Raw genomic sequence first — 26,374 nt, 5'->3', positions numbered from 1 at the left:
AGTCTCCTCATGGAAGTTGTTGGTAGGTATACGGCTTCAAATCGTACCCGGATTCCCGCCCGCCCGTGGGCTGCGGGGGGAGGCTTTTCCCGTACACTGCCTCACGTGTTCAACCTCTTCGGCAAAGGCAAGCGAACGTCGAATTTCGCCCCGCCCCGCGGCCCCGGCGAGACGATCCGCGAGGAGGACGCGGCCTACCTGAGCCAGTGGGTCCAGGGGCGCGCGTTCGTGGAAGGGTTCGTTGAGCCGGAGACGCTGGTCAACGAAATGTCCGTGGTGCTGGTGGACGAGGCAGGCAACTACACCCGCCGCCGCATCGGCGGGCCGAAAGGCATCGACGCAGTGGCGAAACTGCTGGGCATTTCGCTTTACGACGTCGAGGAGACCGGCTACCCAGACCGCATGCGCAAAAAGATGGAGCAGGAGCGCATCCTGCGCAAACGGGCGGAGCAAAAGGAACGCCGCGCCAAGTTCGAGCGCGGCGAAAACCCGTATTCCTAACGGCGCGGATGCTTAGGCATCCGGGCGGTTACTCCTCACTGTCGTCGGCAAGCTCGAGCCCGCAATCGATCTGCAGGAGCGTTTCGACGATCGTTCGAACCGGCGCACCCGTCGCCCGCTTCGGCGTGTAGCCGTAGGCGCTGCCGCCGTTCCACGCCGGGCCGGCGATGTCCATGTGCACCCACTCCGTCTCCTCCGGCACGAACTGGGAGAGGTAGAGCCCCGCGAAGCACATGCCGCCGGTGCGGGCGTTGTGGATGTTGCGCAGGTCGGCGGACGGGGACTTCAGTTCCTCCTCCTGCTCTTCCAGAAGCGGCATCGGCCACGCCGGTTCGCCGACCAGCTGGCCAACCTCTGCGACGAGGTCGCGGAACTCGTCCGAACCCATCACAGCGGTCGTGCGGGTGCCAAGCGCCACCAGCTGCGCGCCGGTCAGGGTGGCTGCCTCAATGAGGTACTCCGGCTTGTCCTCGCAGGCACGCGCAATCGCGTCCGCCAGCACCAAGCGCCCCTCCGCGTCGGTGTTCAGCACCTCGCAGGTTTTACCGCCGTAGTGGGTGATCACATCGCCTGGGCGGGTGGCGGAGCCGGAGGGCATGTTCTCCGCCAGCGGCAGCCACGCGTCAATGCGCAGGTCCACGCCAATACGGGCTGCGGCGACGATCGCGGCGAACTGTGCAGCGGAGCCACCCATGTCGGAGATCATGTCTTCCATCTTCGCGCCCGGCTTCAGGGAGATGCCGCCGGTGTCGAAGGTGATGCCCTTGCCCACCAGCGCCACCTTGGTCTCTGCGCCCTCCGGGTTCCAGGTCAGGTGCACCAGGCGCGGCGCGCGCTGGGAGCCGGCACCAACGGCGAGGATCCCGCCGAAGCCGAGCTCGCGCAGCTTGTCCTCCTCGAAGACCTCGACCTCCAGCCCGACTTCCTGGGCAACTTCGGAGATGATGGCGGCGTAGGACTCCGGGTACAGGAAGTTCGCCGGGGTGTTCACCAGGTCGCGGGCTAGGTTCACGGACTCCGCGATGGTCTCATAGAACGCGATCTCGTCGCGGACATCCTCTTCGGCGTCGCCGTCGCCCGGGCGGCCGACCAGCGTCACCGTCACCTGGGTGTCTTCATCCTTCTCCGCCGCGGTGGACTTCTCCCTCGCGGAGGACTTCTCCTCCGCGAGGGACTTCAGGCCGTTGTAGGCGTAGCCGCCCAGCAGCAGGCCCTCCACCACAGGGCCGACACCGAACTCGGTGGACACCGCGGCGGCGGTGACACCGGACAGGGAGCGGGCGCCTGCACCGAACGCGCGGCGCACAGCTTCATCATCAATCTCATCCGCGTCGCCGAGTCCCAGGGAGATGTACAAAGCACCGTCGACAAGCACGCGCACAGTCTCGCCGGCCTTGCCAGTCGCGCCGACGGTTGCCAGCGCATCCAGGATGCCCTCTGCCGCAAGCGCGGTGACCGGAAGTTCTAGGCCGTCCTCGCCCCGTGCAACCGGGATGAGTCGGGCGGCGTCCTGCGGGGCCTCGGACGCGAAATCGATGGAAACGGTGGTTCCGCGAGCGGGAAGCGAGATATCAAACGCCATTACTGTGGCACACCTTTCTGTAGGCAGGGTCAGATGCTGCCACCCGAGCGTACCCGCGACTGGTTATGCCCAGAGGTAAGGTTGAAACATGGCAGCGATCGAATTCACCACAACCAAGAGTGACCACCTTTTGAGCGACAATGAGCGCGGCGCGATTCTGGAAAGCCCCGCGTTTGGCCAGAAGTTCACGGACCACATGGTCTCCATCGACTGGACCGAGGATGAGGGCTGGCACAACGCCCAGGTGCGCGCGTACGGCCCGATTGAGCTCGATCCCTCCACGAACGTGCTGCACTACGGCCAGGCCATCTTCGAGGGCCTGAAGGCCTACCGCCACGAAGACGGCACCATCACCACCTTCCGCCCGGACCAGAACGCCGCGCGCTTCCAGTACTCGGCGCGCCGTCTTGCCATGCCGGAGCTGCCGGAGGAGCTGTTCATCGAGTCCATTAAACAGCTTGTGACCATCGACCAGGACTGGGTTCCGGCCGCGGGCGGCGAGGCCAGCCTGTACCTGCGCCCCTTCATGATCGGCACTGAGCACACCCTGGGCGTGAAGCCCTCCCACAGCTACAGCTACTACGTGATTGCCTCTCCGGCTGGCGCATACTTCTCCGGCGGCATCAAGCCGGTGAGCGTGTGGATCTCCGAGGAGTACGTCCGCGCCGCGCCGGGCGGCACCGGCGACGCAAAGTTCGGCGGCAACTATGCCGGTTCCCTCCTGGCCCAGGCCCAGGCGCAGGAGAAGGGCTGCGACCAGGTGGTTTGGCTGGATGCCATCGAGCGCAAATACATCGAAGAGATGGGCGGCATGAACCTCATGTTCGTCGAGGGCGAGGGCAAGGACGCCAAGGTGATCACCCCTGCGCTGTCCGGCTCTCTGCTCGCCGGCATCACCCGCAAGTCCATCCTGCAGGTGGCGGAGGACTTGGGCTACGGCACCGAGGAGCGCCGCATTACTGTCGACGAATGGAGGGACGGCGTGGCCTCCGGCAAGATCACCGAGACGCTGGCTTGCGGCACGGCTGCGGTGATTACCCCGGTCGGCAGGGTGCTGAGCGCCCACGGTGAGTTTGAGATCAACAACAACGAGGCCGGCCCGATCACCATGGAGCTGCGCGAGCACCTCCGCGCCATCCAGAACGGCACGGAAGAGGACCGCCACGGCTGGAACTACCGCTTGGTCTAGCTTCCGGACTCAGGTGCGGCGCCGTCGAGCAGGTCTCCCACCAGCTCGGCGGCCAGATTCATGGTGGGCAGGGCTGCGAGGGCTCCCGCTGCCTGGCCCGTCACCATGTCCAGGGCGAGCACAGGTGTGAGACCCAGCGCCTGCACGCACGTCAGGTGCGCCGGCTCGGGCGAGAGCTGACCTGCGATGAGCCACCGCTTGGTGCCGGGGGCCAGGCGCTCTGCCACGTAGGCGGCGACGGCGGGATACGCGCCGTCAATCAACACCGGCGTGCGGCGCGCAGCGGATTGCGCGATCAAGCCCACCAGGCATGCGAAGTCTGGGCCCGATATTTCCGCCATCACCCGTTCGAGATCGTCCCTAAACCCCCGCGCCCGGAACATTGCGTCGCGCACTGCGGCGACCTTGGTTTTCCACACCTCGTCGCTAATGCCGGAGCCGCGGCCGATTGCCTGCGCCGGCTCGGTGCGGGTGCACACGCCGTAGAGAGCGGCGGCGACGGTGGTGTTTCCCACGCCCACGTCACCTGGGACGATGAGATCAGTGCCCGCGTCAATTTCCTGGTCTGCGATTGTTTTCCCGAGCTCAAGCGCTGCGAGGCATGCCTCCAGGCTCATCGCCGGCTCCACGTCGATGGCTCCCGTCGGGGTGTGCAAATAATCGTCGATAAGCCGGACGCTCGCCCCGGCAAGGCGCGCGGCGGAGTTGACGGGACCCCCGCCGGCGGCGATCTCCTCGCACTGCTTGTGTGCGGCGTCCGCGGTCCACGCGGAGACCCCGCGCTGCGCGATGCCATGATTGCCGGCGACGATGACGGCCCGGGCGCGGTCGAACGGGCGCGGGCGGGCTTCGCCCTGTACAGCAGCCACCCATGCGCCGATGGAGGCGAGGCGGCCAAACGAGCGCCCAGCCACAGAGCTGTTGAGCGCGGCGAGTACGGCGCGGGAGCGGGATTCTTCGGGGGAATCGACTGGAGCGAATTCGAATGCCACCGGGGCCTACCTAGATTTTGGAACCCACCGGCACCTGCGGCTTCGGGGAGCGCCACTGGCGCGGCTGGGATGCGCGGGAGAACGCGTACATGCCCAGGCCGAAGCCGGTATCGGTGGTATCCGGGAACTTCTCCTTGACCGCGTTGTTGGCGCGGACGCCGATGAAGAAGGCCTCAATGAAGATCGTCAGCATGAACACCAGCGTGATCGGGGAGAGGAAGGCCGCAACGCGCGGCAGCCAAGTGCCGATGAGCAGGATGAACAGCAGCACCAGCGCGAGCGGCATGACGTAGTTGTTGAAGAAGCGGCGGGAATCCACCCAGTCGCGCACGAAGCGGCGGACCTCGCCCTTGTCCCGCTCCATCAGGTAACGCTCATCGCCAGCGTCGATCTTTGCCTGCAGGTCCCGGCTTGCGGCGCGGTTCTGCTCGCGCTGCTCCTTCTTGTATGCTTTCCACTCCTCTTTGGACATGGACTTCTTCAGCTCTTTGTTGCGCTGATTCTGCTGTGCCGGCGTCATCGCGTTCGGGTCACGCACCACACCGCGCTTGACCTCTTGGTCATGGCGCTTCGGCGTAGGCCTTCCCTTCGGCGGGGTGTAGCCCTTCGGAAGCTTGGGTGCCTCTTCCGCACCGTCGGTTGCAGCTGCGGCTTTGGTGCCCGTGTCAGGCAACTCGACCTTCGTCGACCCGCCAGCGGTCTGCTCGGATTTCTGCCAAGGGAGTTTCACGCCCTCTAGGCTACAAGCCCACCTGGCGAGGGGAAGAGCCGGTGCGCGGAAGCGTCGGTGGAATACAAGACACCGGCTCGTGGTTGCACCGCCTAGTTGGAGTACCCTGGGGCCACGCTCCAGAACTAGCTAAGGAGAACCTAATGTCTGCACCTACCTCTACCACTGGCGTGATCCTGACCGAGGCCGCTGCGGCCAAGGCGAAGGCCCTGCTGGACCAGGAAGGCCGCAACGACCTTTCCCTGCGCATCGCCGTGCAGCCGGGTGGCTGCGCCGGTCTGCGCTACCAGCTCTACTTTGATGACCGTGACCTGGACGGCGACAAGGCCGATGAGGTTGGCGGCGTGCGCCTGGTTGTGGACAAGATGAGCGTGCCATACCTCACCGGCGCAACCATCGACTTCGCTGACACCATCGAGCAGCAGGGCTTCACCATCGACAACCCGAACGCTGGCGGCGCCTGCGCCTGCGGCGATTCCTTTAACTAAGCGCTAGCCGCACCCGAATTCGCCGCGCAGCCACTCCCTGGCTGCCGGCATTGCTTCGCCCGGGTTGGCATCGGTGTCCGGCGCAATGGGATCCTCGCCGAACACCTCCCCGGTCCGAGCCTTGTCCCAGGCCTGCGTGATCAGAAGCACGCTGCCGTCCGGGAAATCGAAGACGGAGTTAGCGGACGCGTAGCCGGCGGTGGGGGAGCCGAAGCTGCGCGAGCGCTCCAATCCGCGGAACGCCAGCATGGTTGCTTCGCCGGAGGAACCCGTCTGGTCATCCACCAACACCGCAACCGGCGCATCCCATTTTCCTGCGGGCTGGCTTAGCGCCATACCGGCGGGGGAGACCGTGTTTCCATCGACCTCTACCGCCATGTCTCCCAACGCGAATTGGAAGTAAAACGCGGGGCCGTCCGGAAGCAGCGGAGACACGCCCGCCAGCATGGGGTACATGTTGCCGCCGGTGTTACCGCGCAGATCCACAATCGCGCCGCATGCGCCGGCGTCCCTCGTAGCAGCTAGGCCTTCGCCGAGTGTGTCGGCGTAGCGCTGCCCGTCGTCGTGACGCGAGACCGCCGGGACGGTGGCCACGGCAACGCCCCCGTCCAGCTCCACACCCACGGTGCTGGCGGAACCCGTGCCCTCATCCTCCTGCACGTCCTCTCCCGGTCGCAGCAGTATGGAATGCTTCCCGCCCGCGGCGTCGACTGCGGTGTCTAGCAGCGGGTACAGCTCTTCGCGGCTGGACGCACTCGCGGACGCGTCCAAGGCGGCTGCCCGGGCTTCGGAGTGCGCAGGGGAATCCGCGTACACACCCAAGTCCGTGAGCTGGAGAACAGTCTCCGCGTAGCGCTTCGGCGTATCGGTGCCGAAGAACCGTGCCGAGCCAGTGAGTTTCGCGGTCAGAATGGGACCGTAAAGGTAGAACCCCACTCCGGCGAGCAAAAGCACGACAAGCGCCAGCGCGCCCAGCGCCCGCCAGATCTTCGTCGCGGTTTTCACTAGAGCTTGACCGGGTAGTCCTTGTGCTCGATCTGGGGATCGATGCGCTCTTCCACAAAGATGCCGTGCCACACCATGAACGCAAGCACGGTCCACAGGCGGCGCGAGTGGTCGGACACCCCGTCGCGGTGCTCCTTGAGCATTTCCAGCACTTCGCGCTTGTTGAAAATGTCGTCGGTAAGCGATTGCTCGATGGTGTCCTGCGCCCAGCCGTACAGCTCGTCACCAGCCAGCCAGTGGCGCATCGGCACCGGGAAGCCCAGCTTCTTGCGGTGCAACACGTGCTCCGGGACGATCTGCTCCATCGCCTTGCGCAGCGCGTACTTGGTGGTGCCGTGGGCGATCTTCTGGTCGAACGGGATGGTCTGAGCGACTTCGAACACCTCGCGGTCCAGGAACGGCACGCGAAGCTCCAGGGAGTTCGCCATGTTCATCTTGTCAGCCTTGACCAGGATGTCGCCGCGCATCCACGTGAACAGGTCCAGGTTCTGCATGCGCGCCACCGGGTCCATCTCGGTGGATGCGGCGTAGATCGGCGCGGTGACCTCGCGGTGGTCCCATTCCGGCTTCGCCCACGGCAGGACGCGCTGCAGCTGGGCGAAGTTGAAGGAGCGCGCATTGCCGTAGTAACGGTCCTCGATGGGGGTCGTGCCGCGCTCTAGCAGGCTCTTGCCCTTCACACCGTCCGGCAGAATGCGGCTCAACCGGTTCAGGCCGCGGTTGAGCGGGGTGGGCAGCTTCTCAAACGGCGCGAGGGACAGCGGCTCCTTATAAATGGTGTAGCCGCCGAACAGCTCGTCCGCGCCCTCGCCCGAAAGCACAACCTTGACGTGCTTGCGCGCCTCCTGCGCCACAAAGAACAACGGCACCAGCGACGGGTCCGCCACCGGATCATCCAAGTACCACATGATCTTGGGGATCGCGTCCGCGTACTCCTCCGGCGAGACAATCTTCACGATGTGCTCCACGCCGATAGCTGCGGCAGATTCCGCCGCAACGTCCACCTCGGAGTAGCCCTCGCGCTCAAAACCGGTGGTGAACGTGAGCAAGTTCGGGTTGTGGCGCTTCGCCAACGCGGCAATCGCCGTGGAATCGATACCGCCGGAGAGGAAGGATCCCACAGTCACATCTGCACGCATGTGCTTTTCGACGGAATCTTCCAACGCCCTTGCAATACGGTCGTACAGGTCCTGTTCTTGACCCTTCGGCACCGGACGGGCCTCGAACGTCGGCTTGAAGTAGCGCTCCGAGACAACCTCGCCGCCGGGGGAGAGGGTGACGGTGCAGCCGGATTCGACGCGGCGGATCTGCGCGTGCAGGCTCTCCGGCTCCGGCACGTACTGCAGGTCCACGTAGTGCTCGATAGCGCGGCGGTCCAGCTCTAAACCGAGACCAAGCGCGTCCGCCATCTCGAGGATGGACTTCTTCTCGGACGCGAACACCGTGCCGCGGTCCGTGGTGGCGTAATACAGCGGCTTGATGCCGAACTGGTCGCGCGCCGCGAACATGGTCCGCTCCTGCGTATCCCAGATGACAAACGCGAACATGCCGCGCAGGTGGTTCACCACGTCCTTGCCCCAGTGGTGGAAACCCACCACGATCGGCTCACCGTCACCCGAGGTATTGAAGCTGTAGCCCGCCTCAGTGAGTTCCTCGCGCAGCTCGATGTAGTTGTAAATCTCCCCGTTGAACGTCAGCGCGTAGCGCTCCGGGTTATCCTCTGGACCCCAACGCAGCGGCTGGTGCGAGTGCTCGATGTCGATGATTGCCAGCCGGTTAAAGCCGAACACCGCGTCCTCATCGTGCCAGGTGCCGGCTGCGTCCGGTCCGCGGTGGTACATGCACTTCAGGGCATCCTCCACCGCGCCGACATACTGGGCGCCACCCCCTGCGGCGGTAAGCATTGCTAGCAGGCCACACATAGCTTTGACCTCAACCTCTCTTAAGTCACCCGCGCCCTTATTAATACAGTGCAAGTTGGAAACGGGACCGTTCTGCACCGCATGAGAAGGCGCGGTGATTCTTCGAGCACACGCTTTTCGACGCTTGCTCCGTGCTGCCCTAAACAATAGAGATCCAGCAGTACTTGGGGTGAACCGGACACTCAATCTTTTGCCGTGCCCCGAACGGGGGCCAACTTTCGGTGTAGGTTTTCGAGACCTTTCGGGCGGGAGGCATCACACCGGTGCCGCTATGCACGCTTTGCGCAGCGTCGACTGCCTAAACAGAGGTCGAGTAGGCAGTGAGATCGCTGTCACGCGCGAGGCCACGGGGGACTGGGGCGAGAATTCCAACGAAGAAAACCGGATCAACTATTCTGTCTGGGTAGGAATGTTCTGGGATTTTCATGAACGTTCGTGGTTATCAGTGTGGACAGGAAGGCAGACACACGTGGAAAAGCAAAAGAACCGCAGCTTTGCCAAGAAGGCTGGCGTTGCGGGTTCGCTCCTGCTGGGCGGCTTTGGCCTGGCTGGCTGTGAGGTAGCGCCCCCGGCCGGCCTCGCTCGCGTCCTTGACATGGGCTGGCCGGACCCGGTCACTCCGGAAGGCGCCCAGATGTACAACTTCTGGGTCTGGACCTGGGTCGCAGCGTGGATCATCGGCATCATCATGTGGGGCCTGTTCCTCACCGCCATCTTCGCGTGGGGTAACAAGAAGCGCACGAAGCAGGGCGCGGACGAGTTCCCGAAGCAGCTGCAGTACAACGTGCCGCTGGAGCTCATCCTCACCCTCGTTCCTATTGTCATCGTCATGGTGCTGTTCTTCTTCACCGTCCAGGCGCAGACCCGAACGACGGCGTTGAACAAGGACCCTGAGGTGACCGTGGATGTCACCGCCTACCAGTGGAACTGGAAGTTCGGTTACGCCGAGATCGGTGGCCAGTTCACCGAGAACGGTCAGGACTACGACGGCACTGACAAGGAGCGTCAGGCTCTGGCAGACGCCACGAAGTACGACCCGGAGGATATGCACAACGCGAACCCGATTCACGGTTACTCCGCCGGCGACATTTCCTACCTGAACTTCAACGAGATCGAGACTCTTGGCACCACCGAAGAGGTTCCGGTGCTGGTCCTGCCGACCGATACCGCGATTGAGTTCCGCCTTGCTTCCGGTGACGTGAACCACGCATTCTGGGTTCCGGAGTTTCTGTTCAAGCGTGACGCATACGCGCACCCGGAGAACAACCAGCAGCAGCGCGCATTCCAGATCGAAAAGATTGAGAAGACCGGCGCATTCGTCGGCCGCTGCGCCGAGATGTGCGGTACCTACCACTCCATGATGAACTTCGAGGTCCGTGCAGTGACCCCGGACAAGTTCCGCGAGTACGTCGCATTCCGCACCGCCAACCCGGCTGCCCCGAACTCCGAGGCGCTCAAGGCGATCGGTGAGGCTCCGTACGCAACCTCCACCCGCCCGTTCGTGTCTGACCGCACCGGTTCCCGCGACGGCAACAACTTCACCGACCCGAACGCGAACGTTTAGAAAGAGAGTGCAGAGAAATGGGAACTGGCGCAAGAGTTTTCTACGCTATCGGCACCTTCCTCGCAATGATGGCGGTGTTCTACATCATCGCCACCAGCTGGATCGGTGAGGATGCCTGGGCTGGCGGCCTTGAATGGATCGGTGCTGTGGCACTGGTGCTGGCCACCGCGATGGCCTTCATGCTCGGTGTGTACCTCGACTTCACCGAGCGCCGCATGGACGTTGTTCCGGAGGACTGGGAAGAGGCGGAGATTGAGGACGGTGCTGGCGTGCTCGGCTTCTTCTCCCCGCACTCCATCTGGCCGTTCGCAATGGCCGGTGCCGTGCTGTTCCTCGGCCTGGGTATCGCCTTCTACCAGCTCTGGCTGGTGGCCTTCGGTGCGATCTTCCTGATCTGGACGACCACGCAGCTCAACCTGCAGTACGGCATCCCGCGCGAGAAGCACTAAAACCAAGCGGTGTCCGCACGCCTTCGCGGACACAGAATCCCCGCTGCGGCGGGGATTTTTTATTGCCCGACGCCGGGGGTCAACCGAAAGTTGGTCCCCAAAGGTGGTTGAGGCTACGCCCATGTGATGTCAAACACACTCGGGAACTTTGCGGTCAGAATGGGGGAACGGTCGGGCTGCTGGGTAAGGACGGGTTGCGCCGTAGGTTCTGCGTTCCGCGCGGAGGGTTGCCGTTTGACCTGCGTGGATAGCAGTCGTATCTGAGGGCCAAATAGTTCCCGGCCACACGAAAAAGTTTTCTGGGAACCCGCCGCGACCAGAAAGGGCAGGTTGTGGCCCTGCTTTCAGAAAAAATTCGGGGGTAATCGAGGTGACTTTACGGTGCGGACGGGGGATAATCACACCCGTGACGACCGCAATTTCTAACCAAAGTATGGCGACTCCGCAGGATCGCGTATCGGCGCTGAACCGACCAAACATTGTCAGCGTCGGCACCATTGCGTTTCTTGCCCAGGAGCTGATGTTCTTTGCCGGCTTGTTCGCGATGTACTTCACGTCGCGCGCAAACGGCCTCAAGGCGGATGACTGGGGTAACCAGACCGCACACCTGAATGTGATGTTCGGCCTGATCATCACGATCGTGCTGCTTTCTTCCTCCGTGACTTCCCAGCTCGGCGTGTTCGCGGCGGAGCGAGGTGACGTGTACGGCCTGCGTAAGTGGTTCGGTGTAACCATTTTGCTCGGTGTCATCTTCCTTGGCCTCGTCGCGTTCGAGTGGTCTGAGATGATCCACCACGGCGTGACCATCCAGTCCAGTGTGTACGGCTCGGTGTTCTACATCATCACCGGCTTCCACATGGCGCACGTGACCGCAGGCATTCTCGCGTTCATTGTTGTCATGCTTCGTGTTGCCAAGTCCAAGTTCACCCCGGCTCAGGCAACCGCTGCGATGGCGACGTCGTACTACTGGCACTTCGTCGACGTCATCTGGGTCGGCGTGTTCATCACGCTGTACATCGTCCAGTAGACGCTGCTGAAAGGGAACATGATGGAAAAGACACCTCACAAGGCGCGCAGTCGCCGCAAGACGCAGCGCACGTTTGCTGGTGCAGCAGCCCTCGCTCTGGGCCTGACCGGCACCGGCTTCCTGGCCACCGCACTTGCTCCGAACGCTCAGTTGGCTACCGCCGCCCGCGATGAGCAGGCGATGATCCAGGAGGGCAAGGACCTGTACGACGTTGCCTGCATTACCTGCCACGGTGCGAACCTGCAGGGTGTGGCGGACCGCGGTCCGTCTCTGATCGGTACCGGCGAAGGCGCTGTGTACTTCCAGGTCAACTCCGGCCGTATGCCGATGATGTCCAACGACGCCCAGGCGGAGCGTAAGCGCCCGCGCTACACCGAGAACCAGGCGCTGGCTCTCGCAGCGTACGTCGCTGCTAACGGTGGCGGCCCGGAGCTGATCTACAACCCGGACGGCTCCCTGGCAATGGAAGAACTGCGCGGCAAGAACTACGACGGCAACATTCAGCCGGCTGACGTCGCCCGCGGCGGCGAGCTGTTCCGCCTGAACTGCGCTTCCTGCCACAGCTTCACCGGCCGTGGTGGCGCACTGTCCTCCGGTAAGTACGCCCCGGAGCTTGATCCTGCAAACGAGCAGGAGATTTACCAGGCCATGCTGACCGGCCCGCAGAACATGCCGAAGTTCTCCGACCGCCAGCTGAGCACCGATGAGAAGCGCGACATCATCGCCTTCATCAAGTCCTCCAAGGAAACCCCGAGCCCGGGTGGCTGGGGTCTCGGCGGACTGGGCCCGGTGTCTGAGGGCATGGCTATGTGGATGATTGGTGTGACCCTTGTGGCCGCAGCTGCTATTTGGATTGGATCCCGCTCATGAGTGATGTGAAGAAGAATTACACGACTGAAGAGCTCGACCGCATGAGCAATGCGGAGCTGGCTGCGCTTGGCACCGAGCTCGACGATGTGACGGTGGCGTACCGCAAAGAGCGCTACCCAGTTGAGGGCGATCCGCGCGAGAAGGCTGCCGCAGCAGGCATCAACGTCTGGCTGGCAATCTCCATCATTTCCGCGCTCGCATTCCTCGGCGTTTACCTGTTCTGGCCGTGGCAGCCGAAGTTCCATGGTGAAGAGGGTCTGTGGACCTACACCATGTACACCCCGCTGCTCGGCCTGACGTCTGCACTGTCCTTTGCTTCCCTCGGCATCGCGATGATTCAGTACGTCAAGAAGTTCATCCCCGAAGAGATCTCGGTGCAGCGCCGCCACGACGGTCGTTCCTCTGAGCTGGATCGCCGCACCACCACCGCTCTGCTGAACGACGCTTGGGAGACTTCCACTCTCGGCCGTCGTAAGGCAATGAAGGGCCTCCTGGGCACCGCCGGCGTGCTCGCCGGCCTGATGGTTATCGCTCCGCTCGGCGGTCTGATCAAGAACCCGTGGGCAAAGCGCCACCCGCTGGGCTACAACGGTGACGGCACGCTGTGGACCCACGGCTGGACTCTGGCAGAGCAGAACGTCAAGATCTACCTGGGTCGCGACACTGGTGCGATCGCCGAGAAGCACTCCGGTGTTGCTGGCGATCACTACACCACCGCTGGCGTTTCCCGCCTGGTGCGCATGCGCCCGGAGGATCTGGCAGCAGCGTCGATGGAAACGATCTTCCCGCTGTACGAGGAGGACGTGAACGACGGCAACCTCTACGATCCGAACCGCGACGTGTACGAAAACCACATGCACTCGATCCACGGCCCGCGCAACGCGGTCATGCTGATCCGCCTGCGCTCGCAGGATGCGCGCAAGGTCACCGAGCGCAAGGGTCAGGAAGACTTCCACTACGGCGATTACTACGCCTACTCGAAGATCTGCACCCACATTGGTTGCCCGACCTCGCTGTACGAGGCGCAGACGAACCGCATTCTCTGCCCGTGCCACCAGTCGCAGTTTGACGCACTGCAGTACGGCAAGCCGATCTTCGGCCCGGCCGCACGCGCACTGCCGCAGCTGCCGATCGAAATCGACGACGAAGGTTACCTCATCGCCAAGGGCAACTTCATTGAGCCCGTCGGCCCGGCATTCTGGGAGCGTAAGTCCTAATGAGCACGAAACAAGCTAAAGCCGCGGACAACGTTGATTCGCGCTACACAGTGGCCGGGTTCCTCCGGCCCCAGCTGAACAAGGTCTTCCCGAGCCACTGGTCTTTCATGCTCGGCGAGATGGCGCTGTACAGCTTCATCATCCTGCTGCTGACCGGTATCTACCTGGCGCTGTTCTTCGACCCGTCGATCACCAAGGTGATCTACGACGGCGCGTACCTCCCGCTGAACGGTGTGGAGATGTCGCGTGCCTACGCGACTGCACTGGACCTGTCTTTCGACGTGCGCGGCGGCCTGTTTGTCCGCCAGATGCACCACTGGGCAGCCCTGATGTTCATGATGTCCATGTTCGCGCACATGATGCGCATCTTCTTCACCGGTGCGTTCCGCCGCCCGCGTGAGGCGAACTGGGTCATTGGTGTCACCCTGGTCCTGCTCGGCATGATCGAGGGCTTCATGGGCTACTCCCTGCCGGATGACCTGCTCTCTGGCGTGGGTCTGCGAATCATGTCCGCGATCATCCTCTCGGTGCCGATCATCGGCACCTGGATCCACTGGGCACTGTTCGGCGGCGACTTCCCGTCCGACCTGATGCTGGACCGCTTCTACATCCTCCACGTGCTGATCCTGCCGGGCATCATCCTGGCGCTGATCGCAGCACACCTGCTGCTGGTCTGGTTCCAGAAGCACACCCAGTTCCCGGGCCCGGGCCGCACCGAGAACAACGTTGTCGGTATCCGCATCCTCCCGGTGTTCGCCGTGAAGGCCGTTGGCTTCATGATGATCGTCTTCGGTGTCCTGGCTGGTATGGCCGGTCTGACCAGCATCAACGCGATCTGGAACCTTGGCCCGTACAACCCGTCCCAGGTTTCTGCTGGTTCCCAGCCGGACGTGTACATGCTGTGGACTGACGGTGCGGCTCGTGTCATGCCGGCGTGGGAGCTCTACCTGGGCAACTACACCATCCCGGGTGCCTTCTGGGTCGCCCTGATGGCACTGGTCATGGTGATCCTGCTGATCTCCTACCCGTTCATCGAGAAGGCTGTCACGGGCGACGACGCTCACCACAACCTGCTGCAGCGTCCGCGCGACGTTCCGGTCCGTACCGGTATCGGCGTTATGGGCATCACCTTCTTCCTGCTGCTGACCATCTCCGGTGGTAACGACCACGTGGCGCACTTCTTCGAGATCTCGCTGAACGCCATGACCTGGTTCGGCCGCATCGGCCTGATCGTGCTGCCGCCGCTGGCGTACTTCATCACCTACCGCCTCTGCATCGGTCTGCAGCGCTCCGACCGTGAGGTGCTGGAGCACGGTATCGAAACCGGCATCATCAAGAAGCTCCCGAACGGTGCTTTCGTCGAAATCCACCAGCCGCTCGGCCCGGTGGACGAGCACGGCCACCCGATCCCGCTGGAGTACGGCGGCGGCCGCGTGCCGAAGCAGATGAACCAGCTCGGCTTCGCAGACTCCGAGACGATCGGTACGTTCAGCCCGGCAGAGCTCGGTGTTACCGAGCGTGTCCGCGACTTGCAGAAGCAGTACCACCACGAAGAGGTTGAGACCCTGCGCCAGCTTGAGCAGCGCAAGCACCTCACTGACCGTGACGCAACCGTCACTGACAGCGCGTCTCACTAACTCACGCGGCGCGTGCATTGCACGCACGTCACACTGAAAAGCCTTCCCGGCTCGAACCGGGGAGGCTTTTCGCTTTCATTACGTATTGGTAAAACCAAGTCGTGAGAGCAAGGTCACTGAAACGGCGTTTGGCGGGCAAAAACGCTTCGGCGCCCAAACCAGTTTCCCGGTCTGTGAAGGTAAAACGCCAGGTAAAGGGCCTGTTAGATCAGCTGGGTGATTGTCGTTACGCGTGGTGCTCCCGTGAATTTGCCCCCAGATTGGGGCAAGTTTCCAAAGTAACGGAAGTGTAACGGCGCGGTGGCTGGACATCGTTGTTGCCGTTTCGTAATCTGTCCGAGACATTGCGATAACGAACGTTGCCGCAAGGTACGAAGACAAAACATATAACGCCGCTTCTTGGAATCTCGCCCCACCCGGGGCACAGAAACTAAGGGCCGGGGGACCACCCGCAAGCCGCTAAGAACTAGGGCTGCATCTCCTGGGGTGAATGGCAGTAAGGATGGCGCGTACGCGTCACGGAATGTGCCAGGGCTGATCTCAAGCCTAACCCGTCAGCTAACCCGGTAGGCGATGAGAGATATGGAGACTAATTCGTGGCTAAGCACCGTCGCCAGGAGACCAGCACCGTAACCCGCACCGTTGCCGCAGCTTCCGCTGTGGTCGCAGGTGCAACGCTGCTGGCTCCTTCCGCGCAGGCAGCTGAGGTTCGTATCCCCAACACGCCGATCGCCGCCGAGATCCCGGGCATTGAGAACGTGCCGGGCATCGCCGCCATCCCGGGCATCGACCAGTGGATCCCGTCCCTCGCGGGCCAGAGCTCGAACGTTGACGTACGTGCAGCGGTAGATGCCGCGAAGGCACTGCCGGGCGTGGCTAACCTCCCGACGTTCAACGCGTTCCTGGATAACGTTCAGGCGCAGCACGCACCTGTTGCCGCCGCGCAGCAGTACTCCGCACCCGTCGTCGCTCCGGCTCCGCAGATCTCCACGGGTCAGCGCATCGTGGAGATCGCCCGCACCAAGATCGGTGCCCCGTACGTCTACGGCGCTGCCGGCCCGAGCGCGTTCGACTGCTCCGGCTTCACCTCCTGGGTCTACGCGCAGGCAGGCATCTCCATCCCGCGTACCTCCTCCGCACAGGCAGCTGCCGGCACCCGCGTGCCGCTGGACCAGATCCAGCCGGGCGACATCGTTGCGTACTACGGCGGCGCTTCCCACGTCGGGATCTATATTGGCGACGGCATGATAATCGACGCTCTCAACAGTGGCACCCCGGTGGGGATCCGTCCGCTGCACATGATGCCGATCCACTCTGTGGTCCGCTTCTAAGCTCCGCACACTCCAAACCCCACACGTCACGGGAACCACTTCCGTGACGCGTGGGGTTTTTGCGTGCTGACCTGCAAAAAGCTAAGTCTTTGCGCCCGGCTCGGGCGGGGCTATAGTGGTAACGGTTTTATAAAGGCTCCATGCCGTGGACGTAAAGGAACGCACGTGGGCAAACACCGCAAGAGCTCTCGGACGAAGCAGTGCATCGCCGCAATCTCGGCCGCCGGCGTCTGGTTGACGTTGCTTCCGCAGCCGGCGCTTGCCGACGACGTTGATGACATGATCGCCCAGATGGAGCAGATCTCCCATGACGCAGCTGCGAAGGTTGAAGAGCTGAAGGGCCTTGAGGATGAGATTGCGGAGGCGCAGAAGCGTGTTGCTGAGCTCACGGCGCAAGCGGACATCGCCCGCGGCGATGCAGACCGCGCAAGCGGCGCGCGCGCCGGCTTCCAGCACAACGTGAACGGCATCGCGCAGTCCCGCTACCGCAACACCTATTCCGAGCTGCTGCTCAACACCCTCGATGCCGGCAGCCCCCAGGCAGCGATTGACCGCGCGGCATATCTCGGCGCCCTGTCCCGCAATGCAGAGCGCACCATCCTCGGACTCAACGCGGCCAGCCGCGACGCCGTGGAGCGGTCTGATGCAGTTGCCAGGGCAGTAGGGGAGGCAGAGGCCAAGCGGGCTGAGCTCGACGCGAAACGGGCGAAGTTGGAACGTGAGCGCGAGGAGCTGGATGAGCAGGTCCGCCTGATCGAGGCGAGGGTAAACGCCCTGAACCCGGAATCCTTTGATCGCTGGGTGAACAAGGACAACCCGGTTGACGTCAGCGGCATGATCCTGCCGGCCGCGGGTTCCGGCGTTGTTTCCGCCGCGATGGCCCAGCTGGGCAAGCCGTACGGTTGGGGCGCAACCGGCCCGAACGCGTTCGACTGCTCCGGTCTCATGGTGTGGGCGTACGCGCAGAACGGCAAGGGCATTCCGCGCACGTCGCAGGCGCAGCTCGCCGGCGGCATGCCGGTGCCGCTGAGCCAGCTGCAGCCGGGCGACATCATCGGCTACTACCCGGGCACCACCCACGTGGGCATGTACATCGGCGACGGCATGATTGTCCACGCATCGGACTACGGGATCCCGATCCAGGTTGTTCCGTACAACTCCATGCCGATCACCGGGGCGGTCCGCTACTAGCGCCATGACGGTGCTGCTGGTCACCAACGATTTTCCCCCGACCGTCGGGGGCATTCAGTCCTACCTGCGCGACTATGTGGACCAGTTCGTGCGCCGCGAGGGCGCTGATGCCATCGTGGTATTCGCCTCCACCCAGGACGCGCAGGCAGCAGCCGACTGGGATGCCCAGCAGCCGTACACCATCGTCCGCTGGCCACGGCGGGTTATGCTGCCCACGCCTGCAACCACAAGACGCATGGCAGCGCTCATCGCGGAACACAACATTGACACCGTCTGGTTCGGCGCCGCGGCACCCCTGGCGTTGATGGGGGCAGCTGCGAAACGTGCCGGCGCAAGCCGCGTTGTAGCCACCACCCACGGCCACGAGGTTGGCTGGTCCATGCTGCCAGGTTCGCGACAAGCTTTGCGCGCAATCGGCCGCAGCGCGGACACGATCACGTACATCTCCGAGTACACGCTGGGCCGGCTTCGCCCCGCATTCGGCGACGCACCGACCTACATCGCGCTGCCGTCCGGCGTTGACGTGGAATACTTCCGCCCCGCGCATCCAGGCGCCATCCGCGCGACGCGGGAACAGCTCGGCGTGGGCGAGGCGCCGCTCATCGTCTGCGCGTCGCGCCTGGTAGCCCGCAAGGGGCAGGATCAGTTGATCCGGGCGTTGCCCGAGGTGCGTCGACACGCGCCCGGCACCCAGCTGGTTATCGTCGGATCGGGTCCGTACCGCAAGCGGCTCGAGCGCCTCGCGGACGGGGTGGAGGGTGTCACCTTCACCGGCGCCGTGGAGCGGGACGTGCTGCGGGACATCGTCGCCGCCGCGGACGTCTTCGCCATGCCGGCTCGCACCCGCGGCGGGGGGCTCGACGTAGAGGGCCTGGGCATCGTCTACCTCGAGGCGCAGGCGTGCGAGGTGCCCGTCGTCGCAGGCGATTCCGGCGGCGCGCCAGAGACCGTCACCAAAGACACCGGCATCGTGGTCGGCGGGCGCGACACCGGAGGCTTGGTCGCGGCTTTGGGCACCTTGCTTGACGACGTTTCCTTGCGCCGCCGCATGGGCACCGCCGGCCGCCGCCACGTTGCCCGGGCGTACTCCTGGGATGTGCTGGGCGATAGGCTGTGGGACCTGCTGGCCGGGGACCTTGGCCAGTCGGGATAGCATTGGCGTTCATGCAGAACGGTTCACTCCCGCTCACAGTAGGGTTCGATATCGGTGGCACGAACACCCGCGCCGCCGTTGTGTCGGGGGAGGGCGAGATCCTTGCCATGCGCTCACACCCGACCCCGCACGGTGCAGATGAGCTTGAAGCGGCGGTGGTCAGCATGGTGGATGAGCTGCGGGCAGAGTACGACGTAGCCGCCGTCGGCTTGGCTATCGCGGGCTTCCTTGACCCGGAATGTGAGATTGTCCGTTTCGCCCCGCACCTCCCGTGGCGCGAAAACCGCCCGGTGCGCAAAGAGCTGGAAAACGCGATCGGTTTGCCGGTGCGCCTGGAACACGATGCGAATGCCGCCGCGTGGGGCGAATACATCTACGGCGTGGCGCGCGACGCGGAGACGTGGGTGTTCTTCGCCGTTGGTACCGGCATCGGCGCCACGCTCATGCACCGCGGGGAGATTTACCGCGGTTCTTTCGGCACCGCGCCCGAATTCGGCCACATCACTGTGGTGCAAGGCGGCCGCGTGTGCTCCTGCGGCAAGAAGGGGTGCTTGGAGCGCTACGCCTCCGGCACGTCGCTTCTGGATTGCGCGGTGGAAAAGGCGACACAGGGGCGGTATCAGGATTGCGGGTTGTACCGAAAAGTCGTCGATAAGCGTGCAACCGGGCGCGACGTGATGGAAGCCGCGCGCGCCGGGGACAAGCTGGGGCAAGCGGCGCTGTCCAGCTTCGCGCAGTGGCTGGGGCGGGGCCTGTCCATTGTTGCAGATGTGCTGGACCCGGCGCTGATCGTGCTCGGCGGGGGAGTGAGTGAGGACGCGGACTTGTTCCTGGATGAGGCGAAAGAGTCGCTGGCTGCCAACATGGTAGGCGCTGGGTACCGCCCCGTTCCGGACGTCCTGCGGGCAGAGCTGGGACCCCAGGCAGGTATGATCGGTGTCGCCGATCTGGCGCGTGAGCGCGTTCGCGGTGCAGATGTCGCGGGCCAAAAGTTGTAAGGGAGTCGACGATGCAGAACCACTGGTACTCGCTGTTCAAGGCGATTTTGGGCCCGCCGCTGCTGGTGTGGAATCGCCCGACGATTTCCGGTTCGGAGCACATCCCGGAAACCGGCCCCGTGATCTTGGCATCCAACCACCAAGCGGTGATGGATTCGTTCTACCTGCCGTTGATGATGCGCCGCCAGATCCAGTTCCCGGCCAAGAAGGAGTACTTCACGGCGCCGGGGCTGAAGGGCAGGATTCAGAAGTTCTTCTTCTCCTCCGTGGGGCAGATCCCCGTGGATCGCTCCAGCAGTGACGCTGGCGCTGCGCTGCAGCAAGCGGCTGAGGATGTACTGGGGCGCGGCGACGTGTTTGGCATTTACCCGGAGGGCACGCGCTCCCCGGACGGGCGTGTGTACCGTGGCCGCACCGGTATGGCGCGCATCGCCATGGCCACCGGCGTGCCCGTGGTGCTGATCGCGATGATTGGCACCCGCGACGCGAACCCGATCGGCACCTCCATCCCGCGCCCGGCGAAGGTGCGCATCAAGGTTTCTGAGCCGATTGACCCGCACGCCTGGGCGCAGGAGCACGGCTTCGATCCGAGCTCCCGCGATGTCATGCGCCCGTTCACGGATTACGTGATGCACGAGTTGGCGAAGCTTGTTGGCAGCCCGAATGTGGATGTCTACGCGTCCGATGTGAAGAAGGCGCTGGAGCAGACGGGGGAGTACCCGGAGGGCGCAGAGCCGGGCGGCGAGAAGGAAACCGTTGTTGCGGACGGCAAGGAGCGCGCCTAAGTGGATAAGGATCTGGTCACCCGCGTCGTTTTGGTCGTGCTGATTGTTGCGGCGTACCTGGTTGCCTCGCGCGCGGAGTTTTACACCACGATCATCGCCCCGCTCGCCGTGGTGCTGGTTGCCGTAGTGATGTTCTGGCCGCGCCGGGACGCCGCTGACGGTTCCGAGGCCTCGGAGACCGCGCGCCAGCGCCGGAACACCGCGCGCCAGGCGCAGCAGGAGCTGCGTGGAGAGCCGAGGCGATAGCCCGGTGCGCTATTTCTACGACACGGAGTTCATCGAGGACGGCACGACGATCGAGCTCGTCTCTATCGGCATTGTTGCTGAGGACGGGCGCGAGTACTACGCCGTCTCCACGGAGTTCGACCCCGCGCGCGCCAACAGCTGGGTGCGCTGCAACGTGCTGAACAAGCTGCCGGACAGGGCTGACCCGGTGTGGAAGCCGCTGCGGAGAATCCGCGAGGACGTGCTCGCGTTTCTAACCACCGGCCACACCAAGCCGGAGCTGTGGGCGTGGGTGGGCGCGTACGACCATGTTGTGCTGGCGCAGTTGTGGGGCGACATGCGGGGCCTCCCCCGCGAACTACCTCGCTTTACCCGTGAGCTGAAGCAGTATTGGCATATGGCGGGCAGACCCCGGCTGCCGCAGATTCCGGACGGCAATCATGACGCGTTGGTGGATGCGCGCCACAACCTGCAGAAGTACCGCGCTTGCGCCGCCGTGTTGCCGCTGGACCGCAACGGCAAAGTGTCCACATCGCGGAATCTGTAGTCCACTCGTTGACATTTTGCAGGTCGTTTAGGTCGCGGTGCGTGGGGCCCGCGTGCTACAACTAGAGCTGTGAGTTGGACTATTGACATCCCTAAAGAAGTGCTGCCGGACCTGCCCCCGCTGCCGGGCGACCTGAACGAGAAGTGGGTCGACGTGCTGTCCCGCGATGCGAAACAGCAGCCGTCGTGGGATCCGGACCAGGCGAACTACGTGCGCAAGATCCTGGAATCCGTGCCGCCGGTGGTCCTCGCCCCCGAGGTGGAGTCCCTGAAGGGCCAGCTGGCGGACGTGGCGCTGGGCAAGGCGTTCATGCTCCAGGGCGGCGACTGCGCTGAGACGTTCGAGTCCAACACGGAGCCGCACATCCGCGCCAACATCCGCACTCTGCTGCAGATGGCGGCGGTGCTCACCTACGGCGCGTCCATGCCCGTGGTCAAGCTCGGCCGCATCGCCGGCCAGTACGCCAAGCCGCGTTCCTCCGACCGGGATGAGAACGGCCTGCTGAACTACCGCGGCGACATTGTCAACGGCGTGGAGCCCACCGAGGAAGCCCGCCGCCACGACCCGGCCCGCATGATCCGCGCGTACGCCAACTCTTCCGCGGCGATGAACCTGGTTCGCGCGCTGGTGACTTCCGGCACTGCGGACCTGCACCACATCAACGACTGGAACCGCGAGTTTGTGCGCCGCTCCCCGGCGGGCGCGCGCTATGAGGCGCTTGGCCGCGAGATTTCCCGCTCCCTCGCATTCATGGATGCCTGCGGCGTGAACGATGAGCACTTGCGCACCTCCGAAATCTACGCGTCTCACGAGGCCCTCTTGGTGGACTACGAGCGTTCGATGCTCCGCCTCGCGGAAAACGGCAAGGGCGAGACCAAGCTGTATGACCTGTCTGCGCACCAGCTCTGGATCGGCGAGCGCACCCGCGGCATCGATGATTTCCACGTGAACTTCGCCGCCCTCATCGACAACCCGGTGGGCATCAAGCTCGGCCCCTCCACCACCCCGGAGCAGGCCGTGGCGTATGCGGACAAGATCGACCCGAACCGTGAGCCGGGCCGTCTGACCATGATCACCCGCATGGGCCACGAGAACATCCGCACGGTCCTGCCCCCGATTGTGAAGGCTGTGGAGGCTTCCGGCCACAAGGTGGTCTGGCAGTCCGACCCGATGCACGGCAACACCTTCACCGCATCCAACGGCTACAAGACCCGCCATTTTGACAAGATCATTGACGAGGTACAGGGCTTCTTCGAGGTCCACCGCGCGCTGGGCACCCACCCGGGCGGCATCCACGTTGAGGCGACGGGCGAGAACGTCACGGAGTGCCTCGGCGGCGCCCAGGACATCACGGACGTGGATCTGCCGGGCCGCTACGAGTCCGCCGTGGACCCGCGCCTGAACACCGAGCAGGCCCTCGAGCTGGCCTTCCTGGTCGCGGAGATGTTGCGCTACTAGCCTGCGCTACCAGCTGCTAGCCGGCGATCAGCGGCGGCACTTCGCCGTACATGCCGGAGCCGAACCACCAACCGCCGATTGCCACGGCGGCGGTGGCGGCGACGGCAAGCACCAAGAACACGGCAAGCCCCACCCCGCCCCGGTTGGTCACAGGGTTGACCTCCGGGGCTTCCTCTTTTGCGGGGGCATGCGTATCGACGTTCGCAGGAACACGCGGCTGCACCGGTTCCGCGTACGGGCGCGGTTCCACCGGTTGTGCATAGGGGCGCGGCTGCACCGGTTCCGCGTAGCGGGTTTGGGTCGGCTCCGCCCGCCGCGGCTCGAACCGCTGTGCCTCTGCGGAGCGGCTGGGCGACTGCGTCGGCGCGGGCTCAGCACTCGCCGCCGGCGCGCTTGCGCCGAGGACACCGAAATTGGTCGGGTGCGCGGCCGCTCGATTCGCCGCGGAGTTGCGCGGCACGGGCACCGTGTATTCGGGCAGCGCCAGCGCGTCGGCCACATCATTTAACGCGTGGAGGAACTCCGTCGCATCGCGGAAACGATCTTCCGGGCGTCGGGCGGTGGCGGTGGCCACCAGTTCGTCGAAAAGCTTGGGCACCCCGGCAATCAGCGCGCTCGGTGCCGGAACGTCCGCGGTGAGGCGCGCGTACGCCTTCGCCAGTTGCGTCTCTCCCGTGAACGGGGTGCGGCCGGTGAGCAGCTCGAAGAGCAGGATGCCGGCCGAATACACGTCGGAAGCGTGAGTCATGGGGGAGCCGTCCACCTGCTCGGGGGAGAGGTAGGACACGGTGCCCACGATCTGGTCGGTGGAGTGGGTCGCTTCAGCGGCGGCGCGGACCAGGCCGAAGTCCGCCAGTTTCACACTGTGGTCCTCGTTAATCAGCACATTGTCCGGTTTGATGTCGCGGTGAATCAAGCCGCGAGCGTGCGCGACCGCCAACCCTGTCAGCATGCCCCGCATCACCGCTGCGGCGGCGTGTGGCGGCATCGGGCCGCGTTCGTCGAGAAGCTCGCGCAGCGTGCCCCCCTTAATCAGCTCCATGATGAGGTAGATGACCTCGCCTTGGGCCGAAAAGTCGTAGACGTTGACCAGGTTGGGGTGGGAGAGCTGGGCCAGTGCGCGCGCTTCGCGGCGGAAGCGGTCGCGGAACACGGGATCGTGCACGTACTGCTCGTGCATGACCTTGGCGGCCACCTCGCGGCCCAGGCGCGTATCCACGCAGCGGTAGACCGTGGCCATGCCGCCGCGCGCGATGGGGCGGTCGATGACGTAGCGGCCCTCCAGGGTATCTCCCACTGCCAACTGCATGCACCCAGTATGGCGAACCGGCGCGACCAATGGCTAATGCAGGTGCGGGCGCTAAACTACGGTGCGTGACTTTCCCGCAGCAGACCCCGCCTTCTCTCGACGAGCTCCTAGCCGGCGAGGACTTGTACACCTTCCCCGAGGTCGCCGAGCTGCTCGGCGTCCCTGTGACCAAGGTCCACGACATTGTCGGTGCCGGCAAGCTGGTTGTGTACAAGAAGGACGGCGTGCGTACCGTTCCTGCGTTGCTGCTGCACAACGGCGAGCTGTCCAAGTTTGTCTCCGGCGCGATCACGGTGCTGGCAGACGGCGGTTTCGCGCAGGACGAGATCCTGCAGTTCCTCTTCACGCCGGATGAGACGCTGCCGGGCCGCCCGATCGACGCGCTGCACGGCCACGGCGCGCGCGAAGTCATCCGCCGCGCGCAGGCGATGGCGTTTTAGCTCCGCCGCGCGGTGGACTTGATCGCCAGCTGGCGCAGCGTGGACACGGCCTCATCGCTGATCGGCGCCTGCTCCAAGTAGGTCAGGCCAGACGCGGTGAGCTCATCGATGCGCGCCTCCACCGCATCAACGGCACCGCTGCGTGCGATGAGCGCGGCGAGCCGGTCCACGTCCGCGTCCACGGCCCCGATGCCGGCACGCAGTTCCGCCGCGGCGGAAGGATCGGCAGCGTCGAGCAGGGACAACGCCGAGGTGTAGAGCACTGTGCGCTTGCCCTCGCGGATGTCGTCCCCAGCCGGCTTGCCGGTAATCGCGGCGTCGCCGAAGACCCCCAAGATATCGTCGCGAAGCTGAAAAGCAATCCCGATGTCCCGGCCGTAACCGCGGAACGCCGCGATAGTTTCCGCAGGCGCCCCGGCCAGAGCCGCACCCAGGTGCAGCGGGCGCTCAATGGTGTACGCGGCAGTCTTGAACCGGTTCACCCGATCGGCCATCTCAGCAGATTCGCTGCCCTCCGTTTCAAGGGCGATGTCCAGGATCTGGCCGCCAATGACCTCGGTGCGCATGCCGCGCCAGGCATCCTCGGCGCGGGCGAGCGCGTCTTGCGAGACCCCAGAGCCGCGCCACATGTCCTCCGCCCACACCAGCGCCAGATCGCCGATCAAGATGGCGGCATGTTCACCGTACGCCGCGGCATCGCCCCGCAGGTTGCCTTCGCGGTGCTGCGCCTCAATTGCGCGGTGGACGGTGGGGGCGCCGCGGCGGGTGTCGGAGGCATCAATAATATCGTCGTGAATCAGGGCGCAGGCCTGGATGAACTCCAGGGAGGACACGGCGCGCAGCACCGCCTCCGGGTCCTCGCCGCCGCGCTCGCAGCCCCCGCTGCCCACAAACCCGGTCCAGCCGTAGAGGGGGCGGATCCGCTTGCCGCCCCCGAGCACGAAGCGCTTGAGGTGCTCCACCGCGCGCTCCACCGGGCTACCCAGCTCTGCAATCACGGATTCTTGGCCAGCGAAAAACGAGGCAAGCTGCGCTTCTACCGCTGCGGGCACCTCAGTGATGGTCAATCCGCGGTGCTGCACGTATGGCTCCTTCGTATCGGCATTATTCGCCCACCAACACTACAGACCACTGGGAAGCGGCAGCCGACGGCCAAGGATGGCAAATGGCCTAGGGTCGCCCGGGTACATGAAGTTGCGCGCTAGATCCTCAAACCCGTACTTCCTGTAGAGCCCAAACGCGCCGTTCGCTTCGCCGTCGATTTCGGGGGTGGACAATAGCGCCCACTCCGCCGGGGCAAGCTTGAGCAGCTCCGTCAGCAGCTTCGCCCCAATGCCGCGCCCCTGGTGGCCGGGCAGGACATGAATCTCCGCTACCTCGAAGTAGCTGTTGAGAATCTCGCGGCGCCGCGGGGTGATCCCCCCGTTTTCCTCCATGCTCCGCATCAGCTGGCGGTCCCACCAGCGCTCGCGACTGCCGATGAAGCCGTACGCCACCCCGATCACATCCCCGCCCTCAATCGCGGCAATAGCAGTGAACCCCGGCCAGCTCACTTCGCCGCGCCAGATGCGCACCCGCTGCTCCCGAATCGCCGGGTCATACTCCATCGCAGCCATATAAATATCCACCAGCGTGGGCACGAGCATGGAGTACTCGCCCGCGCTGAGCCTGCGGATTTCTACGCTCACCCCACCACCTAACCACGCCGCGCCCATCATCGGAGGCGGTTTTTAGGGGCTTTTGCTTTTCGACGTTCGAACGAAT

25 protein-coding genes, 1 pseudogene and 1 riboswitch are annotated in these 26,374 nt (G+C 64.4%); of the genes and pseudogenes, 18 read left to right on the top strand and 8 right to left on the bottom strand.

Going from position 1 to position 26,374, the window contains the following annotated elements:
* Positions 1–105 precede the first annotated feature (105 nt).
* The gene (locus tag JZY91_RS07605) at positions 106–501 is read left to right on the top strand and encodes an oxidoreductase (RefSeq protein ID WP_234947282.1); all 396 of its coding nucleotides are present in this window, start codon (positions 106–108) and stop codon (positions 499–501) included.
* Between the two features lie 28 nt (positions 502–529).
* Here JZY91_RS07605 and JZY91_RS07600 read toward each other — a convergent pair whose 3' ends face one another.
* A complete protein-coding gene (locus JZY91_RS07600; protein ID WP_234947280.1) occupies positions 530–2,083 on the bottom strand; it encodes a leucyl aminopeptidase in 1,554 nt (517 codons plus the stop codon).
* An 88-nt stretch (positions 2,084–2,171) separates the two neighbouring features.
* On the opposite strand from JZY91_RS07600, the gene JZY91_RS07595 reads away from it, so the two are divergent.
* Positions 2,172–3,272: a branched-chain amino acid aminotransferase gene (locus JZY91_RS07595; protein ID WP_234947278.1), complete on the top strand. Its 1,101-nt coding sequence runs from the start codon at positions 2,172–2,174 to the stop codon at positions 3,270–3,272.
* Here the strand turns inward: JZY91_RS07595 and JZY91_RS07590 are convergent.
* Together JZY91_RS07590 and JZY91_RS07585 are read right to left on the bottom strand one after the other, a co-directional pair.
* On the bottom strand, positions 3,269–4,264 hold the full coding sequence (locus JZY91_RS07590) for a nicotinate-nucleotide--dimethylbenzimidazole phosphoribosyltransferase (protein ID WP_234947276.1): 996 nt from the start codon (positions 4,262–4,264) through the stop codon (positions 3,269–3,271). The two genes, JZY91_RS07595 and JZY91_RS07590, sit on opposite strands and share 4 nt — an antisense overlap.
* 10 nt (positions 4,265–4,274) lie before the next feature.
* Positions 4,275–4,994, bottom strand: a complete 720-nt coding sequence (locus tag JZY91_RS07585; RefSeq protein ID WP_234947274.1) for a DUF3043 domain-containing protein — start codon at positions 4,992–4,994, stop codon at positions 4,275–4,277.
* A gap of 143 nt (positions 4,995–5,137) precedes the next feature.
* Between JZY91_RS07585 and JZY91_RS07580 the strand changes: the two genes are divergently transcribed.
* On the top strand, positions 5,138–5,482 hold the full coding sequence (locus tag JZY91_RS07580; RefSeq protein WP_234947273.1) for an iron-sulfur cluster assembly accessory protein: 345 nt from the start codon (positions 5,138–5,140) through the stop codon (positions 5,480–5,482).
* A 3-nt stretch (positions 5,483–5,485) separates the two neighbouring features.
* Here JZY91_RS07580 and JZY91_RS07575 read toward each other — a convergent pair whose 3' ends face one another.
* Together JZY91_RS07575 and asnB are read right to left on the bottom strand one after the other, a co-directional pair.
* Positions 5,486–6,487 (bottom strand): S41 family peptidase, encoded by a 1,002-nt coding sequence (locus JZY91_RS07575; protein ID WP_234947271.1) that lies wholly within the window; start codon positions 6,485–6,487, stop codon positions 5,486–5,488.
* Complete coding sequence (gene asnB / locus JZY91_RS07570) at positions 6,487–8,409, bottom strand: asparagine synthase (glutamine-hydrolyzing) (protein WP_234947269.1); 1,923 nt, start codon at positions 8,407–8,409, stop codon at positions 6,487–6,489. Before asnB ends, JZY91_RS07575 begins: the two co-directional genes overlap by 1 nt.
* Positions 8,410–8,878: 469 nt before the next feature.
* On the opposite strand from asnB, the gene JZY91_RS07565 reads away from it, so the two are divergent.
* The 14 genes from JZY91_RS07565 to JZY91_RS07500 all read left to right on the top strand — a co-directional run bounded on the left by JZY91_RS07565 (position 8,879) and on the right by JZY91_RS07500 (position 22,861).
* A complete protein-coding gene (locus tag JZY91_RS07565) occupies positions 8,879–9,973 on the top strand; it encodes a cytochrome c oxidase subunit II (RefSeq protein ID WP_234947267.1) in 1,095 nt (364 codons plus the stop codon).
* Between the two features lie 17 nt (positions 9,974–9,990).
* Entirely contained in the window at positions 9,991–10,422 is a 432-nt protein-coding gene (locus tag JZY91_RS07560) for a cytochrome c oxidase subunit 4 (protein WP_234947265.1), read from the top strand.
* A gap of 406 nt (positions 10,423–10,828) precedes the next feature.
* Positions 10,829–11,449, top strand: coding sequence for a heme-copper oxidase subunit III (locus tag JZY91_RS07555; protein ID WP_234947263.1), 621 nt, complete (start codon positions 10,829–10,831; stop codon positions 11,447–11,449).
* 21 nt (positions 11,450–11,470) lie between these two features.
* Positions 11,471–12,319, top strand: a complete 849-nt coding sequence (locus tag JZY91_RS07550) for a cytochrome c (RefSeq protein ID WP_234947262.1) — start codon at positions 11,471–11,473, stop codon at positions 12,317–12,319.
* Positions 12,316–13,536: a ubiquinol-cytochrome c reductase iron-sulfur subunit gene (locus JZY91_RS07545; RefSeq protein ID WP_234947260.1), complete on the top strand. Its 1,221-nt coding sequence runs from the start codon at positions 12,316–12,318 to the stop codon at positions 13,534–13,536. Before JZY91_RS07550 ends, JZY91_RS07545 begins: the two co-directional genes overlap by 4 nt.
* Entirely contained in the window at positions 13,536–15,173 is a 1,638-nt protein-coding gene (locus JZY91_RS07540; protein ID WP_234947258.1) for a cytochrome bc complex cytochrome b subunit, read from the top strand. Before JZY91_RS07545 ends, JZY91_RS07540 begins: the two co-directional genes overlap by 1 nt.
* Before the next feature lie 380 nt (positions 15,174–15,553).
* Positions 15,554–15,760: riboswitch (cyclic di-AMP (ydaO/yuaA leader) on the top strand.
* Between the two features lie 9 nt (positions 15,761–15,769).
* Entirely contained in the window at positions 15,770–16,504 is a 735-nt protein-coding gene (locus tag JZY91_RS07535) for a C40 family peptidase (RefSeq protein ID WP_234947256.1), read from the top strand.
* A 165-nt stretch (positions 16,505–16,669) separates the two neighbouring features.
* Entirely contained in the window at positions 16,670–17,695 is a 1,026-nt protein-coding gene (locus JZY91_RS07530) for a C40 family peptidase (protein ID WP_234947254.1), read from the top strand.
* A gap of 4 nt (positions 17,696–17,699) precedes the next feature.
* Positions 17,700–18,848: a glycosyltransferase family 4 protein gene (locus tag JZY91_RS07525; protein ID WP_234947252.1), complete on the top strand. Its 1,149-nt coding sequence runs from the start codon at positions 17,700–17,702 to the stop codon at positions 18,846–18,848.
* Between the two features lie 11 nt (positions 18,849–18,859).
* Positions 18,860–19,846 carry an ROK family protein gene (locus JZY91_RS07520; protein ID WP_234947251.1) on the top strand — a complete coding sequence of 329 codons (987 nt, stop codon included), beginning with the start codon at positions 18,860–18,862 and terminating at the stop codon, positions 19,844–19,846.
* 11 nt (positions 19,847–19,857) lie between these two features.
* A complete protein-coding gene (locus JZY91_RS07515; protein WP_234947249.1) occupies positions 19,858–20,631 on the top strand; it encodes a 1-acyl-sn-glycerol-3-phosphate acyltransferase in 774 nt (257 codons plus the stop codon).
* Entirely contained in the window at positions 20,632–20,877 is a 246-nt protein-coding gene (locus JZY91_RS07510) for a hypothetical protein (protein ID WP_234947247.1), read from the top strand. It begins immediately after the preceding gene.
* Between the two features lie 4 nt (positions 20,878–20,881).
* A complete protein-coding gene (locus JZY91_RS07505) occupies positions 20,882–21,403 on the top strand; it encodes a polyadenylate-specific 3'-exoribonuclease AS (RefSeq protein WP_234949095.1) in 522 nt (173 codons plus the stop codon).
* A gap of 69 nt (positions 21,404–21,472) precedes the next feature.
* Positions 21,473–22,861, top strand: a complete 1,389-nt coding sequence (locus tag JZY91_RS07500) for a class II 3-deoxy-7-phosphoheptulonate synthase (protein WP_234947246.1) — start codon at positions 21,473–21,475, stop codon at positions 22,859–22,861.
* 25 nt (positions 22,862–22,886) lie between these two features.
* Here JZY91_RS07500 and JZY91_RS07495 read toward each other — a convergent pair.
* Positions 22,887–24,170, bottom strand: a pseudogene (locus JZY91_RS07495) (protein kinase); the annotation flags it as partial.
* Between the two features lie 65 nt (positions 24,171–24,235).
* On the opposite strand from JZY91_RS07495, the gene JZY91_RS07490 reads away from it, so the two are divergent.
* A complete protein-coding gene (locus JZY91_RS07490) occupies positions 24,236–24,610 on the top strand; it encodes an Rv2175c family DNA-binding protein (RefSeq protein WP_234947244.1) in 375 nt (124 codons plus the stop codon).
* On the opposite strand, the gene JZY91_RS07485 is transcribed toward JZY91_RS07490, so the two are convergent.
* Both JZY91_RS07485 and JZY91_RS07480 read right to left on the bottom strand, forming a co-directional pair.
* Complete coding sequence (locus JZY91_RS07485; protein WP_304504126.1) at positions 24,607–25,692, bottom strand: polyprenyl synthetase family protein; 1,086 nt, start codon at positions 25,690–25,692, stop codon at positions 24,607–24,609. The two genes, JZY91_RS07490 and JZY91_RS07485, sit on opposite strands and share 4 nt — an antisense overlap.
* 39 nt (positions 25,693–25,731) lie before the next feature.
* The gene (locus tag JZY91_RS07480; RefSeq protein WP_234947243.1) at positions 25,732–26,298 is read right to left on the bottom strand and encodes a GNAT family N-acetyltransferase; all 567 of its coding nucleotides are present in this window, start codon (positions 26,296–26,298) and stop codon (positions 25,732–25,734) included.
* Between the last annotated feature and the right edge of the window lie 76 nt (positions 26,299–26,374).

Origin of the sequence: Corynebacterium sp. CNCTC7651, assembly GCF_021496665.1 — a bacterium.
Lineage (GTDB): Bacteria > Actinomycetota > Actinomycetes > Mycobacteriales > Mycobacteriaceae > Corynebacterium.
The sequence above is the reverse complement of the archived record's forward strand: the minus strand, read 5'-3'. Positions and strand labels throughout refer to the sequence as shown.

What these genes read in the sequence shown, in the direction of transcription:
- JZY91_RS07600 (WP_234947280.1), bottom strand. Translation starts at nt 2,083, where the DNA reads ATGGCGTTTGATATCTCGCTTCCCGCTCGCGGAACCACCGTTTCCATC.
- JZY91_RS07595 (WP_234947278.1), top strand. Translation starts at nt 2,172, where the DNA reads ATGGCAGCGATCGAATTCACCACAACCAAGAGTGACCACCTTTTGAGC.
- JZY91_RS07580 (WP_234947273.1), top strand. Translation starts at nt 5,138, where the DNA reads ATGTCTGCACCTACCTCTACCACTGGCGTGATCCTGACCGAGGCCGCT.
- asnB (WP_234947269.1), bottom strand. Translation starts at nt 8,409, where the DNA reads ATGTGTGGCCTGCTAGCAATGCTTACCGCCGCAGGGGGTGGCGCCCAG.
- JZY91_RS07560 (WP_234947265.1), top strand. Translation starts at nt 9,991, where the DNA reads ATGGGAACTGGCGCAAGAGTTTTCTACGCTATCGGCACCTTCCTCGCA.
- JZY91_RS07550 (WP_234947262.1), top strand. Translation starts at nt 11,471, where the DNA reads ATGGAAAAGACACCTCACAAGGCGCGCAGTCGCCGCAAGACGCAGCGC.
- JZY91_RS07545 (WP_234947260.1), top strand. Translation starts at nt 12,316, where the DNA reads ATGAGTGATGTGAAGAAGAATTACACGACTGAAGAGCTCGACCGCATG.
- JZY91_RS07540 (WP_234947258.1), top strand. Translation starts at nt 13,536, where the DNA reads ATGAGCACGAAACAAGCTAAAGCCGCGGACAACGTTGATTCGCGCTAC.
- JZY91_RS07525 (WP_234947252.1), top strand. Translation starts at nt 17,700, where the DNA reads ATGACGGTGCTGCTGGTCACCAACGATTTTCCCCCGACCGTCGGGGGC.
- JZY91_RS07520 (WP_234947251.1), top strand. Translation starts at nt 18,860, where the DNA reads ATGCAGAACGGTTCACTCCCGCTCACAGTAGGGTTCGATATCGGTGGC.
- JZY91_RS07515 (WP_234947249.1), top strand. Translation starts at nt 19,858, where the DNA reads ATGCAGAACCACTGGTACTCGCTGTTCAAGGCGATTTTGGGCCCGCCG.